The 14,158-nt window shown below is 70.3% G+C and carries 13 protein-coding genes; 10 read left to right on the top strand and 3 right to left on the bottom strand.

What is annotated here, in order from left to right:
- Positions 1-68 precede the first annotated feature (68 nt).
- The 3 genes from ACIBJB_RS40200 to ACIBJB_RS40190 all read left to right on the top strand — a co-directional run bounded on the left by ACIBJB_RS40200 (position 69) and on the right by ACIBJB_RS40190 (position 3,487).
- A complete protein-coding gene (locus tag ACIBJB_RS40200; protein WP_398938612.1) occupies positions 69-1,034 on the top strand; it encodes an ATP-binding cassette domain-containing protein in 966 nt (321 codons plus the stop codon).
- Entirely contained in the window at positions 1,031-1,840 is an 810-nt protein-coding gene (locus ACIBJB_RS40195) for an ABC transporter permease (RefSeq protein WP_398938610.1), read from the top strand. Before ACIBJB_RS40200 ends, ACIBJB_RS40195 begins: the two co-directional genes overlap by 4 nt.
- A gap of 129 nt (positions 1,841-1,969) precedes the next feature.
- Positions 1,970-3,487 carry a cellulase family glycosylhydrolase gene (locus tag ACIBJB_RS40190; protein WP_398938608.1) on the top strand — a complete coding sequence of 506 codons (1,518 nt, stop codon included), beginning with the start codon at positions 1,970-1,972 and terminating at the stop codon, positions 3,485-3,487.
- Positions 3,488-3,559: 72 nt separating this feature from the next.
- Here the strand turns inward: ACIBJB_RS40190 and ACIBJB_RS40185 are convergent, their stop codons facing one another.
- A complete protein-coding gene (locus ACIBJB_RS40185; protein ID WP_398938606.1) occupies positions 3,560-4,441 on the bottom strand; it encodes a carbon-nitrogen hydrolase family protein in 882 nt (293 codons plus the stop codon).
- Positions 4,442-5,100: 659 nt separating this feature from the next.
- Between ACIBJB_RS40185 and ACIBJB_RS40180 the strand changes: the two genes are divergently transcribed.
- Positions 5,101-5,979: a hypothetical protein gene (locus ACIBJB_RS40180; protein ID WP_398938604.1), complete on the top strand. Its 879-nt coding sequence runs from the start codon at positions 5,101-5,103 to the stop codon at positions 5,977-5,979.
- A 69-nt stretch (positions 5,980-6,048) separates the two neighbouring features.
- Here ACIBJB_RS40180 and serC read toward each other — a convergent pair whose 3' ends face one another.
- The gene (serC, locus tag ACIBJB_RS40175) at positions 6,049-7,167 is read right to left on the bottom strand and encodes a phosphoserine transaminase (RefSeq protein ID WP_398938602.1); all 1,119 of its coding nucleotides are present in this window, start codon (positions 7,165-7,167) and stop codon (positions 6,049-6,051) included.
- Between the two features lie 91 nt (positions 7,168-7,258).
- On the opposite strand from serC, the gene ACIBJB_RS40170 reads away from it, so the two are divergent.
- From ACIBJB_RS40170 to ACIBJB_RS40155, 4 genes are all read left to right on the top strand, one after another.
- Complete coding sequence (locus tag ACIBJB_RS40170) at positions 7,259-10,201, top strand: FAD-binding and (Fe-S)-binding domain-containing protein (RefSeq protein ID WP_398938600.1); 2,943 nt, start codon at positions 7,259-7,261, stop codon at positions 10,199-10,201.
- A 99-nt stretch (positions 10,202-10,300) separates the two neighbouring features.
- Entirely contained in the window at positions 10,301-11,065 is a 765-nt protein-coding gene (locus ACIBJB_RS40165; RefSeq protein WP_398938598.1) for a metallophosphoesterase family protein, read from the top strand.
- A 22-nt stretch (positions 11,066-11,087) separates the two neighbouring features.
- Complete coding sequence (locus ACIBJB_RS40160; RefSeq protein ID WP_398938596.1) at positions 11,088-11,576, top strand: GNAT family N-acetyltransferase; 489 nt, start codon at positions 11,088-11,090, stop codon at positions 11,574-11,576.
- Between the two features lie 109 nt (positions 11,577-11,685).
- Complete coding sequence (locus ACIBJB_RS40155; protein ID WP_398938594.1) at positions 11,686-12,615, top strand: EamA family transporter; 930 nt, start codon at positions 11,686-11,688, stop codon at positions 12,613-12,615.
- Positions 12,616-12,639: 24 nt separating this feature from the next.
- Here ACIBJB_RS40155 and ACIBJB_RS40150 read toward each other — a convergent pair whose 3' ends face one another.
- The gene (locus tag ACIBJB_RS40150; protein ID WP_398938592.1) at positions 12,640-13,386 is read right to left on the bottom strand and encodes a class I SAM-dependent DNA methyltransferase; all 747 of its coding nucleotides are present in this window, start codon (positions 13,384-13,386) and stop codon (positions 12,640-12,642) included.
- 85 nt (positions 13,387-13,471) lie between these two features.
- On the opposite strand from ACIBJB_RS40150, the gene ACIBJB_RS40145 reads away from it, so the two are divergent.
- Both ACIBJB_RS40145 and ACIBJB_RS40140 read left to right on the top strand, forming a co-directional pair.
- Positions 13,472-13,831, top strand: a complete 360-nt coding sequence (locus tag ACIBJB_RS40145; RefSeq protein WP_398938590.1) for a DUF6247 family protein — start codon at positions 13,472-13,474, stop codon at positions 13,829-13,831.
- 36 nt (positions 13,832-13,867) lie between these two features.
- Positions 13,868-14,068, top strand: a complete 201-nt coding sequence (locus tag ACIBJB_RS40140; protein WP_398938588.1) for a hypothetical protein — start codon at positions 13,868-13,870, stop codon at positions 14,066-14,068.
- Positions 14,069-14,158: the final 90 nt, after the last annotated feature.

The following is a 14,158-nucleotide window of genomic DNA, read 5'->3' as shown; positions in this document are numbered from 1 at the left end:
ATTGAGTACAGCGTACGCGCAATCGGGTACGGTGTACTCAGTTATCTCGGTCCCGAGAAGGGGGAACCATGACCGACGACGGATACGCCGTCCGCGCCGAGGGCCTGGAGAAGCGCTACGGCGAGAAACGCGCCCTCGACGGCTTCGACCTCGCCGTCCGCGAGGGCACCGTGCACGGCCTGCTCGGGCCGAACGGCGCGGGCAAGACCACGGCGGTCCGCATCCTGTCCACGCTGGTCCGGCTGGACGGCGGCCGGGCCACCGTCGCAGGCCTTGACGTGGCCCGGCAGGGGCGCGAGGTGCGGTCGAGGATCGGGCTCACCGGGCAGTACGCCGCCGTGGACGAGGTCCTCACCGGCCGGCAGAACCTGGAGATGTTCGGGCGGCTGTTCCACCTCGGCGGGAAGCGGGCCAGGCAGCGGGCCGCCGAACTCCTGGAACAGTTCGACCTCACCGACGCCGCCGACAAGGGCGTAGGGAAGTACAGCGGCGGTATGCGGCGCCGGCTCGACCTCGCCGCCTCCATGATCCTCGCCCCCGCCGTGCTCTTCCTCGACGAGCCGACGACGGGCCTGGACCCCCGTAGCCGCGGCGAAGTCTGGGAGTCCGTACGGGCGTTGGTGGCAAGCGGCACCACCGTGCTGCTGACCACGCAGTACCTCGAGGAGGCCGACAAGCTCGCCTCCCGCATCACCGTCATCGACCAGGGCCGGGCCATCGCCGACGACACCCCGGACGGGCTCAAGGACCGGGTCGGCGGCGACCGTATCGAGGTCGTGGTCGCCGAACGGTCCGAGATCCCGCGCGTGGTGAAGGTCGTCGCCCGGGTCTCCGACGGCGAACCCGAGGCGGAGGAAGGGGAGTTGCGGGTGCACGCCCCCGTGGCCGACCGCGTCTTGGCGCTCACCGAAGTCGCCCGCACCCTCCAGGACGAGGGCGTGCGGGTCGAGGACATCGGACTGCGCAGGCCGAGCCTCGACGACGTGTTCCTGCGCCTGACCGGACACCGGACGGACAAGGAGACGGCTGCATGAGCACCATGGAGGCCACCCACGGCCGTACCTACTGGGTCCTCGCCGACGTGTGGAACATCGTCCGCCGCGGCCTCACCCACTACCGGCGCCAACCCGTCAACATCGCCTGGCAGCTGGGCTTCCCGATCCTCTCCGTCCTGCTCTACGGCTATGTCTTCGGCAGCGCCATGCAGGTCCCCGGTGGCGGGGACTACAAGGACTTCCTGATGCCCGGCATGTTCGTGATGACGATGGCCTTCGGCTTCATCAACACGGCCACCCTCGTGGTGTACGACGCCACGAAGGGCGTGATCGACCGGTTCCGCTCGATGCCGATGGCCTCGTCCGCGGTGGTCGCGGGGCGTGGGGTGACCGATCTGCTGGTCGCCTGCGCCGAGTTGGCGATCATGATGCTCACCGCGGTGGCCATGGGCTGGCGGCCCGACGGCGGGCTCGGCTTCCTCGCCGCCTTCGGGCTGCTGCTGTGGCTCAGGTTCGCGCTGATCTGGATCGGGGTGTGGCTGGGCCTGATGGTCCCCAACCCGGAGGCGGCGGGCGGCCTGTTCGCGGTCGCCTTCCCGCTCACGATGATCTCCAGCATCTTCGTCGCACCTCAGCTGATGCCCGACTGGCTGGGCGCGGTGGCCGCGTGGAACCCGATCTCCTCGACCGCCGCCGCCAGCCGCGACCTGTTCGGTACGCCGGTCGGCGGCGGGGACTCCTGGGTCGAGCGGCACGCCCTGCTGATGGCCGGCGTGTGGCCCGTCGTTCTCACGGCGATCTTCCTGCCGCTCGCGGTACGGAGGTTCCAGAAGCTGAGTCGGTGACGTCCCGCGCACAAGTGACGTCCCATGTCTTGACGTGTCCATGTGACCTGACTTCCATGGGAGGTGCAGGGTGGTGGGAGCGCTCCCACCGGGTTCCGGGCCCGCGCCTCCCGAGAGGAAGCAGCGAACATGTTCCGCAGCTTGCGAAGAGCGCTGTGCGCGGTGGCGGCGGCGTGCCTGTTACCGCTGGGGACCGCCGGTCTTCAGTCGGCCCAGGCCGCCGAGACGGCCGGCGCCGGCTACTGGCACACCAGCGGCCGCCAGATCCTGGACGCCTCCGGGCAGCCGGTCCGGGTCGCCGGGATCAACTGGTTCGGCTTCGAGACCGGCAACCACGTCGTCCACGGCCTCTGGTCCCGCGACTACAAATCCATGATCGACCAGATGAAGTCGCTGGGTTACAACACCCTCCGCATCCCGTACAGCGACGACATCTTCAAGTCGGGGACGGTCCCCGACAGCATCGACTTCTCCAGCGGCAAGAACGCCGACCTGCAGGGCCTGAACTCCCTCGGCGTCCTGGACAAGATCGTGTCGTACGCCGGTCAGGACGGCCTCAAGGTCATCCTCGACCGGCACCGCCCGGACTCCGGCGGCCAGTCGGCGCTCTGGTACACGGCCGCGGTTCCGGAGTCGACGTGGCTCGCCAACCTCAAGGCACTGGCGACGCGTTACAAGGGCCAGGACACGGTCGTAGGCATAGACCTCCACAACGAGCCGCACGATCCGGCCTGCTGGGGCTGCGGGGACACCTCTGTGGACTGGCGTCTGGCGGCTCAGCGGGCCGGCAACGCGGTGCTGGGGGTCAATCCCGACCTGCTGATCTTCGTCGAGGGCGTGCAGACCTTCAACGGCGTCTCCGGCTGGTGGGGCGGCAACCTGATGGGCGTCGCCCAGTACCCGGTGCAGCTGAACGTCGCGAACCGGGTCGTGTACTCCGCCCACGACTACGCGACGAGCGTGGCCCAGCAGAGCTGGTTCAGCGATCCGTCCTTCCCCGCCAACATGCCGGGGATCTGGGACAAGTACTGGGGCTACATCTTCAAGCAGAACATCGCCCCGGTGTGGGTGGGCGAGTTCGGCACCACCCTTCAGTCGACCGTGGACCAGAAGTGGCTGGCGGCGCTGGTCTCGTATCTGCGGCCGACATCGACGTACGGCGCCGACTCCTTCCACTGGACCTTCTGGTCGTGGAACCCCAACTCCGGTGACACGGGCGGGATTCTGAAGGACGACTGGCAGACCGTGGACACCGTGAAGGACGGGTATCTGGCGAGTGTGAAGGCGCCGGGATTCCCGGGCGGCGGGAGCGACCCCGGTGACCCGGGCGACCCGGGCGGGAGTACGGCGGCCTGTACCGCCGCCTACTCCGTCAGCAGCGACTGGGGCGGCGGCTTCAACGCCGAGGTGAAGGTGACCAATTCGGGTACGACGGCTCTCTCCTCCTGGAAGGTGACCTGGACCTGGCCGGGCTCACAGAAGGTCACCTCCATGTGGAACGCGTCGTACACCCAGACCGGCTCCACCGTGACCGCGACGAACGCCTCGCACAACGGGGCGGTTCCGGTGGGCGGTTCGGCGAGCTTTGGGTTCGGGGGAGCGCCGGGAGGTGGGGGTGTGCCGAGTGTGAGCTGTACGGCGTCGTGAGGTTTGCGTGACGGGGGCGCTCGGTGGGTGCCGAGCGCCCCGGACAGCGACCCCTCGGATTCTGCTTCTGAGCTAGAAGGCCGCTGTCCGGTCTTCGCTGCGCGGGTCGCTCACCTGATGCTCCGTGTAAATGCCCGAGCGCGACTCACGACGCCAGGGACGCGCGTAGGTCAGTGCCGATGTGGCGGCCTCGGAGCTGTCGTCGAGGTTCACGACGGCAACCGATGGCGAACCGTCCGCGGGGCACCGCGCAAGCCAGTCGCCGTTGGGAGCGACGATTCCGGTCGGTGCGGTGACGCTGTCCTGTGCCGGCCCCGACAGGCTGACCCAGTAACTGTTGAACGCGGCGTGGCCTTGGACTTGGGCTTGGGCGGTGGTGTTGCCCGGCGTACCGCTGGTGGAGAGCAGCACGCAGTCGACGTCCAGCTTCTCGTATTCCGCGAACAACTCCGGATAGTGGATCTCCATGCCGAGCAGGCAGCCGAAGCGCACACCGTCGACCTCGAAGGTCACCGGCGAGACGCCCGGCGAGTACATGTACGAGACCTTCGTCTTCGACAGCAAGCGCTCGTCATACCGCGTGACGACCTCGCCGCGATCGGAGATGACGTAGAGGCTGTTGTGCGGACGGTTCGGGCCGCTCAAGCGGTGCACCGAGGGGATCACCGTCCACAGCCGCAACTCCCGGGCCAACTCGGCGATCGCGGCCAACTCCGATCGGAGGACCGGCCACTGGCACCGATCCCAGTCCGCCGGGCCGACCGTGTCCGGGCCGTCGACGGACATGACGAACTTGTTGGGAAAGCAGATCGCGCCTTCCGGAAAGTGCGCGATCCTGGCCCCCTGAACACTGGCCTCGCGCATCAGAGCACGGACCTCACGCCCACTCTCGCGCAGCGCTTCAACGTCTCGGGGGTCCTCGCGTACGAGCGTCTGCGCTACGGCGAGCCGCACGCTCTTGGGATTCCTTGCTTCCGACATGACGTCTCCTGATGGAGTCGGACGGAAGTGCCGGAGGGCGGACGTGTAGGACTCACCGGTCTTGGCGGCGCGGGCACGCACCTGGTGCTTGAAGTTCCTACGGGCTGTCATCGCGGCCTTCCACGCCTTGAGCGACGGCACCCCAGCAACCTCGCCCGAGGCGATCGGGCTGCGAGAACGACCTGAGACGCTGGTCCCTTTGCCTCCGATGGGAGACCGTGCTGGGGACGGTCGCGGGAGGTTCGGCGTAGGCCACGCAGTCGGTCATCATGCCGTCGCCCGCAGGCCCCGTCAACGCTGAAGAGAAGAGTTCGGTCACGTATCCCCGTACCAGGTCGTGGGACGTTGACCAGAGGGGTGGCCGAACCTGCGAAAGGGCCCAGTACCGATGAGTTGATCGACTACACGGCCGGCGGCGTTCGTACGGCCGCGTCCGAGGTCGCCGCGGCCCGCCGCGCGATCGAGGAAAGGCATACCACGGGCAAGGTGGTGCTGGTGCCGTAAGGCGGCGGGGATGACGGGGCGGCGCGTGATCTTCCCGCCGGCAATCGCCAGCGGCATGTTCACTCGTACGGTTGATCACGCGGGCATCTGGGTGTAGGGCGTGTGTTCGCTCGATTACTTTCCGTCGCATGGTCAGTTCGCAGCATGACGCTGTACATCGGATCTTCCGGGAGGAGCCGGATCTCCTGGCCCGTCTCGTGCCGGAGACGGGCGTCACGTTCCCCGAGTACAGCTCGATCGAGCCGCTCGACACCGATCTCACCGAGATCAGGCCGCTGGAGCGCCGGGTGGACAGCTTCTTCCGGGTCCGGACTGTCGACGACGAAGGCGGGTTTCTGCTCGCTGTCGAGTCGCAGAGCAAGCCGGACCCGGACAAGCACAACAGCTGGGCGTACTACTTGGCGCACATGTATGCCAAGTACCGGTTGCCGCCGATCCTTGTGGTGGTGTGCCGGGACAAGAAGACGGCGGAGTGGGCGAGGGAACCCATCCGCATCGGACGCAACTTTCACACGAGCATGAGGGTGTTTCCCTTGGTTCTGGGGCCGACCGGCGTGCGTCCGATCACCGACCCGGAGGAGGCGGCGAAGGACTTGGCGCTCACCACCTTCTCCATTCTCATCAACGCCAACGATCCGGGCATCCTTGCGATACTGGACGCGGTGGCGCCGGTGCTGGGGCCGAACGCGGACTGGGCGGAATACATCGAGGCCGGTCTGGACGAAGGTCCCAGCCGCGATCATTGGAGGGAACTGATGGCCGTGTACACCCCGAACTTCCCCGGTTTCGGCAGCGTGATGGAGGAGACCTGGCGCGAGGTCAAGACCGAGGGCAAGGCCGAGGGCAAGGCCGAGGACATTCTTCGGGTCCTTGAAGTGCGGGGCGTCGAAATCCCCGACTCGGTCCGGGGGCACGTCATGTCCTGCACGGACCTGGAGCTGCTGGGCACCTGGTTCGACCGTTCCCTGACCGTGGAGACCGCTGAGGAACTGTTCGCCGACGAGTAGCCGGACGCACGCGAAGGGCGCCCCGCGGCAATGCGCCGGGCGCCCTCGTCGTCGTAACTCTGGAAGCGGCTACAGCTTCTCGATGACGTAGTCGACGCACTTCGTCAGGGCCTCGACGTCCGCCGGGTCGATCGCCGGGAACATCGCCACGCGCAGCTGGTTGCGGCCGAGCTTGCGGTAGGGCTCGGTGTCCACGATGCCGTTGGCGCGCAGGACCTTGGCGATCGCGGCGGCGTCGATCTCGTCCGAGAAGTCGATCGTGCCGATGACCTGGGAGCGCTTGGCCGGGTCGGTGACGAACGGGGTCGCGTGCTTGGACTCCTCCGCCCAGCTGTACAGACGCGTCGAGGAGTCCTTCGTGCGGGCCGTGGACCAGGCGAGGCCGCCCTGGCCGTTGATCCACTCCAGCTGCTCGTTGAGGAGGAACAGGGTGGCGAGGGCCGGGGTGTTGTACGTCTGGTTCTTGCGGGAGTTGTCGATCGCCGTCGGCAGCGAGAAGAACTCCGGGACGTGGCGGCCGGACGCGTGGATCCGCTCGGCGCGCTCGATCGCGGCCGGGGAGAACACGCCGATCCACAGGCCGCCGTCGGAGGCGAAGGACTTCTGCGGGGCGAAGTAGTAGACGTCCGTCTCGGCGATGTCGACCGGGAGGCCGCCGGCGCCGGAGGTGGCGTCGACCAGGACCAGGGACCCGGCGTCCGCGCCCGCGACCCGCTTGATCGGGGCGGCGACACCCGTCGACGTCTCGTTGTGCGTGAACGCGTACACGTCCACGCCCGCCTCGGCCTGCGGCTCCGGGTGCGTGCCGGGGTCGGAGGAGATGACGGTGGGCTCGGCCAGCCAGGGGGCCAGCTTGGACGCCTTCGCGAACTTCGACGAGAACTCGCCGAAGGTCAGGTGCTGCGACTTGTTCTCGATCAGGCCGTGCGTCGCGATGTCCCAGAACGCGGTGGAGCCGCCGTTGCCGAGGACGACCTCGTAGCCCTCGGGGAGGGAGAACAGCTCACTGATGCCCTCGCGCACCGTGCCGACCAGGTTCTTGACCGGGGCCTGGCGGTGGGAGGTGCCGAGGAGGGAGGTACCGGTTGCGGCCAGCGCGTCCAGCGCTTCCGTCCGCACCTTGGAGGGGCCCGCGCCGAAACGACCGTCGGCGGGCTTGATGTCAGCGGGAATCTGGATCTCAGCCACGGGGGGAGCGTAGCCGCTGGGGGAAACCTGGTCGAAACGTAGTCCGTCGGGTGAGACGCGGCGGTGTTGACCGGACTGGTTTGCTGGAGTCATGACGGATCTTGAGGCCGATCTGCGGAAGGTCGTCCGGGGCGAGGTCGGTTTCGACGTCACCTCCCGGGCCCTGGTCACCATGGACGCGTCCAACTACCGGCGGGTCCCTCTCGGGGTCGTCGCTCCCCGGGACGCCGACGACGTGGCCGCCGTGCTGGAGGTCTGCCGCACCCATGGTGTCCCCGTCGTCCCGCGCGGCGGCGGTACCTCCATCGCCGGACAGGCCACCGGTACCGGGGTCGTGCTGGACTTCACCCGGCACATGAACCAGGTCCTGGCGCTCAACCCCGAGGCGCGTACCGCCGTCGTCCAGCCCGGCCTCGTGCTCGACCGGCTCCAGGACGCCGCCGCCCCGCACGGGCTGCGGTTCGGACCCGACCCCTCCACCCACAGCCGGTGCACGCTCGGCGGGATGATCGGGAACAACTCGTGCGGCTCGCACTCGGTGGCGTGGGGCACCACCGCGGACAGCGTGAGCGAGCTCGCCGTCGTCACCGCGCGCGGTGAGCGGCTGCGGCTCGGACAGGGGTGGGCCGGGGCGCCGACGGGGCTGCGGGAGCTGGTCGACGCGGAGCTGGCACGGCTGCGGACCGGCTTCCCCGAGCTGCCCCGCCGGATCTCCGGGTACGCCCTGGACGCCCTCCTGCCCGAACACCGGGCCGACGTCGCCCGGTCCTTCTGCGGCAGCGAGGGCACCCTCGGCGTCCTCACCGAGGCCGTCGTCCGGCTGGTGGAGGCGCCACACGCGCGTGCGCTCGCGGTGCTCGGGTACGCGGACGAGGGCGCTGCCGCCGAGGCGGCGGCCGGGCTGCTGGTGCACCGCCCCCTGACGGTGGAGGGCATGGCGGCCGACCTGGTGCCCTCGACGGCAGCGCTGCCGCGGGGCGGCGCCTGGCTGTTCGTGGAGACGGGCGGCTCCGCCGAGGGCGAGGCACGCGCGCGTGCGGAGGAGATCGTGCGCGCGGCCGACGTCCTCGACGCGCTCGTGGTGACCGACCCGGCGGGGCAACGCGCCCTGTGGCGCATCCGCGAGGACGCCAGCGGCACGGCGACCCGGATGCCCGACGGCACCGAGGCCTGGCCCGGCTGGGAGGACTGCGCGGTGCCGCCGCGGCGGCTGGGCGCGTATCTGCGGGACTTCCGCGGACTGCTGGGCGCCCATGGGCTGCGCGGGACGCCTTACGGCCACTTCGGTGACGGCTGCATCCACGTCCGCATCGACTTCGACCTGCTGACGCGGGCGGGGATCGGGAGGTTCCGCCGCTTCTCCGAGGAGCTCGCCGACCTGGTGGCCGCGCACGGCGGGTCGCTGTCCGGAGAACACGGTGACGGCCAGGCGCGCGCCGAACTGCTGCCGAAAATGTACGGCGACGAGATGGTCGCCCTCTTCGAGCGGGCGAAGGGCATCTGGGACCCGGACGACCTGCTCAACCCGGGAATGCTGGTCCGCCCGGCCCCCCTCGACACCAACCTTCGCTTCTCCGTCCTGCCCCGCGAGCCGGTCGAGGTCGCCTTCGGCTACCCGGCCGACGGCGGTGACTTCTCCGCCGCCGTACGCCGCTGCGTCGGGGTCGCGAAATGTCGTACGACATCGGCGTCCGGGTCCGCCGTCATGTGCCCGTCCTTCCGGGCCACCGGCGAGGAGGAGCACTCCACGCGCGGGCGTGCCCGGCTGCTGCACGAGATGCTGGCCGGTGAGGCGGGCGGACTGGTCACCGACGGCTGGCGGTCCGAGGAGGTGCGCGAGGCGTTGGATCTGTGCCTGTCCTGCAAGGGCTGCCGCTCCGACTGCCCGGTCGGGGTCGACATGGCCACGTACAAGGCGGAGTTCCTGCACCACCACTACGCGGGGCGACGGCGCCCGGCCGCCCACCACAGCATGGGCCGGCTGCCGGAGTGGCTGCGCTGGCTGGACCGGCTGCGGATGGCTCCTGTGGCCAATGCCCTCGCCTTGGTACGGCCGTTGGCGGCCGTCGCCAAGCGGCTCGGCGGGATCGCGCCCGAGCGGCGGATCCCGAAGGTGGCAACGGAGACGTTCAGCCGGTGGCTGCGGCGGCGGAACAGGGAGCGGATGCGGGAGTGGGCGGCCGAGGTGCGGGCGGGAGGGAAACCCGAGGTGCCCGGGAAGACGGTTTTCCTGTGGCCGGACACCTTCACCGAGCACCTCTCGCCGGACGTCGGCCGGGCGGCGGTGCGGGTGCTGGAGGCGGCCGGGATCGAGGCGGTCGAGCTGCCGACGCGGCCGTGGAATGTGCACCGGTCGGAGGACGGCGAGGTCGAGGGCGTCGGTGCGTCCGCGCCGCGGGGACGCCTCCGGGTCCGCGCCTGCTGCGGTCTCACGTATCTCTCCACGGGCCAACTTGACCGTGCCCGGGCGGTGTTGCTCCGCACGCTGGACCTGGTGGAGCCGTTCCTGCTGCCGGAGCTGGACGACGTGGAGGAGGGGCCGGTGTTCGTCGTCCTGGAACCGAGCTGCGCGGCCGCCCTCCGCACCGACCTGCCGGAACTGCTGCACGACGATCCGCGGGCCGCCCTTCTCGCCTCCCGGGTCCTCACCTTCGCGGAGGCGCTGGAGCAACTCGCCCCCGGCTGGCGGCCGCCGGCCCTGAACCGGCCGGTCGCCGGCCAGACCCACTGCCACCAGCACGCCGTCCTGGGCGACCTGGCCGACCGTCGGCTGCGCGAGGCCGCGGGACTCACCGGCGACCTGGCCGGCGGCTGCTGCGGACTTGCGGGCAACTTCGGCTTCGAGAAAGGGCACTTCGAGGTGTCGCGGGCCTGCGCGGAGGATCAACTGCTGCCGTCGGTACGGCAGGCACCCGAGGGCGCGGTGGTGCTGGCCGACGGATTCTCCTGCCGTACACAGCTGGAGCAGCTGGCGGGAGTGCGGGGCAGACACCTGGCGGAGGTGCTGGCGGAGGGACTCGCTCCGAAGCCCTGAACAGGCGGCGCCCCGGCGTGAGTCCCTCCCGCTCGGTGCCCCGCTCGGTGCCCCGGTCGGTGCCCCGTTCGGTGCCCCGTTCGGTGCAGACTCATCACCATGCCCGCCTTCGACCGCATCGCCGTCCTCTCCGACATCCACGGTGTCCTGCCCGCCCTGGAAGCCGTCCTCGCCGAGCCGGAGGTGGCCGCCGCCGACCGGATCGTGCTGACCGGGGACATCACCGCGGGACCGCAACCGGCGGAAGTCCTGGCCCTGTTGAGAGCGCAGGGAGAGCGCGTGCTGTGGGTCGCGGGCAACGCGGACCGGGAACTCGTCGAGTACCGCAGGGGAGAAAGGTCGGAGATCCCCGACCCCATCGGCCCCTACGCCGCCTCCCAACTCACCGACGTCGACGTGGAGTTCCTGGCCACGCTCGCCACCACCCGCACCCTCACCGTCCACGGCCTCGGCGAAGTCCTCTTCTGCCACGCCACTCCCCGCGACGACGAGGAGATCGTCCTGGTCGACTCACGCCCCGCCCGCTGGACGGAGGTCCTCGCGGACGTCCCCGACACCGTCCGCACGATCGTCTGCGGCCACACCCACATGCCGTACGTCCGCCTCGCCCACGGCCGCCTGGTCGTGAACCCCGGCAGCGTCGGCATGCCGTACGGCCGCCCGGGCGCCCACTGGTGCCTGCTCGGCCCCGGCACCGACCTGCGGGTGACGCCGTACGACATCCCGGCGGCCGTCGAACGAGTCGTCGCGGAGTGCGACTGGCCGGGGATCGCGGAGTGGGCGGACTACTACCTCAACGCGCGGGCGACGGACGCGGAGGCGCTGGAGGTGTTCGGGGTGCGGGACGGGAGGGCGGGCTCGTAGGCCCTGTTGGGATACTCCGGCAGTGGAAACGAACACACGTCTCACCGACTGGACCCTGCGTGCCGCGACTCCGGCCGATGTCGAGCCGATAGCCGAACTGCGGGCCGTGGTGATGCGCCCCGATCTGGAGCGGCTGGGCCGGTTCGACGAGCACCGGGTGCGGCAGCGGTTCCGGGACGCCTTCGTCGAGCGGCACATGTCGATCATCATGGCCGGGGTGCGTTTCGGGGGCTGTGTCGCGCTGCGGCCGGCCGAGGACGGCCACTGGCTGGAGCACTTCTTCATCGCCCCGGACCTCCAGGGCCAGGGCCTTGGATCGGCCGTCCTGCGCAGTCTGCTCGCACGGACCGACGCCGGCGGCGAACTCGTCCGCCTGGACGTCCTCCAGGGCAGCGCGGCGCGGCGGTTGTACGAGCGCCACGGCTTCACCGTGGAGAGGGAGGACCCGGTGGATGTCTTCATGGTGCGGCACCCGCGCCGCGCCGGTAGCCGTTCGGGGCGCGGCCACTGAGCCCTGGGGACAGTCGTATAACGGGTTTACGCACATGACCAGGTCCACTATCGTGAACCAGGTAGTGCAGCACGTTGGACGAAACCCGAGCCGATCCCTGGAACCTCCCGTGACCCCCTCCAGCAGCGCCCCGACCTCGTCGCCGACCTCGGTGGCCGCCACCCCCGCCGGCGGACCCCGCCGCTCCGCCTCCCTCGGTCCCGTCGGTCTGGTGCTCGCCGGGGGCGTCTCCGTGCAGTTCGGCGCGGCGCTGGCCGTGACCCTGATGCCGAGGGCGGGCGCCCTCGGGGTCGTGGCCCTGCGGTTGCTTGCGGCCGCGGTCGTCCTCCTCGTCGTCTGCCGACCCCGGCTGCGCGGGTACTCCCCCAGCGACTGGGGCACGGTCGTCGTCTTCGGCCTCACCCTGGCCGCCATGAACGGCCTCTTCTACGAGGCCGTCGACCGCATCTCGCTCGGTGCCGCCGTGACCCTGGAGTTCCTCGGGCCCCTCGCCCTCTCGGTGCTCGCCTCCCGCCGTGCGGTCAACACCGTCTGGGCCGCACTCGCGCTCGCCGGTGTCTTCCTCCTGGGCGGCGGGGACTTCGGCGACCTGGACCCGGCGGGCGTGGCCTTCGCGCTGGGCGCGGGCGCCATGTGGGCGTCGTACATCGTCGTCAGTGCGCGGACCGGCCGCCGCTTCCCGCAGGCCGACGGCCTTGCCCTGGCGATGGCGGTCGGCGCGCTGGCGTTCCTGCCGCTCGGCATCGCGGAGTCCGGCACCAGGCTCCTCGACCCGGTGACCGTGGGCCTCGGCGCGGCCGTGGCCCTGATGTCCTCCGTCCTGCCCTACACCCTCGAACTCCTCGCCCTGCGCAACCTGCCCGCCTCCGCCTTCGCGATCCTCATGAGCCTGGAGCCGGCCATGGCCGCCCTCGCGGGCTTCCTGATCCTCGACCAGGCCTTGTCCGCGCTTCAGGCCCTCGCCGTCGCGCTCGTGATCGCGGCGAGCATGGGAGCGGTGCGGACGCAGGTGGGACGGGGCAAGGCGATCACCCCGTGAGCCTGGCCCGGACCGTACACGGCGTCAGTCCGTGACCTTCTCCCACACCGAGACGCATGACTCGCTCTCGCTCGTGAACTGCGCCCCGCTCCAGTCGGCCCACCGCTCCCGCAGCCGCATCCCGGCCAGCCGGGCCATCAGGTCGAGTTCGGCGGGCCAGACGTAACGGAAGGGGATGGACCGGAAGGAGCCCTGGCCGTCCTCCGTGACTCTGACATGGTGGGAGGCCATCGCCTGGGTGGCGGTGTCGTAGGTGTCGAACCCGAGGCGGTCCGTGCCGACGTGGAACGGCACCGCGTTCTGCCCGGGAGGCAGCTTGCGCAGCTGGGGGACCATGACCTCGACGACGAAGGTTCCACCGGGTCCCAGATGGGCCGCGACATTGCGGAAGCAGTCCACCTGGGCGTCCTGGGTCGTCAGGTTCATGATCGTGTTGAAGACCAGACAGGCGACCGAGAAGGTGCCGGGCGCCCGGGCCGTCGCGAAGTCCCCGATCGTCACCCCGACCGCCTCACCGCCGGGCTTGGCCCGCAGCCGGTCCACCATCGCCCGGGACAGGTCGATGCCGTGCACCTCGACCCCGCGCCGCACCAACGGCAACGCGATGCGCCCGGTGCCTACGCCCAGTTCCAGGGCCCGCCCGCCTGCCCCGGCGAGCTCCGCCAGCACCTCCACGGCCGGCTCGACCGCATCCGGCGAGAACATCTCCGCCAACGACTCGTCGTACGTCGCCGCCACGGGCTCTCCGAAGTAACCGTCGTCATCGATCACCGGGGGACCGTACTGCGGGGGAGGGTGCGGGCGCGCGCGATTTTTCCCAGTACGGCCGAGGCCGGGTGGGGCTACAGTCGGGTCCATGAGCGTGCAGCACCCCGAGCCGTCCGAGGGGGCCCTGATCCCACGCCCGGAGCGCACTCCGGATGCGCTGCGCGCCGCCTGCGCGGTCGTGGCCCCGAACCTTCTGGCCGCCTATGACCAGGCCAAGGACCAGTCACTCGCACAAGCGGTGGAGCATGGCTCGCTCGGTCCGGTGCACGCGTACCTCGCCCACTGGGCCGCCGTGCTGGAGATCGAGCGGCACCCCGAGACGGCGAGGGCTTATCACCGGGCCGAGTACCTGGCCCAGGTCGCGACCACGGCCGAGGAGGCGCGGAAGCACCTGACGGAGGCCGCCGCCCTCTACCGTGAGGCGAGCCGGGCGGTACACGCGGAGTGACCTGGCACTGGGAAGTACGTTCCTGACGAGGAGACCGTGGCGGCCGGGGCGCCTCCATCCTTCCTCGCGGAGGTCGAGAAGAAGGCCGACGAACTGGTCCGGGCCGCCGAGGCACTGCACCTGCACGGAGCCGCCTGGCAAGGGGCGGACGAAGGAGCCAGACACGCGTTCGTGGCGGGCGGATTCTTCGTCTACATGGTCACGCCACGCTCGGAGCTGGTCAGTATCCGCAAGTGACGCCGGATCCGCTTTCCTGATCCGCCTCGCGGTCAGCCTGCCCCGGGGGCGACGTCGTCGGTGTTGGCTGCCTGCCCTGCGACACCATCA

The organism is Streptomyces sp. NPDC050759, assembly GCF_044456945.1.
GTDB lineage: Bacteria > Actinomycetota > Actinomycetes > Streptomycetales > Streptomycetaceae > Streptomyces.
Note: the sequence above shows the minus strand (reverse complement) of the source record. Positions and strands in the feature narration are given on the sequence as shown.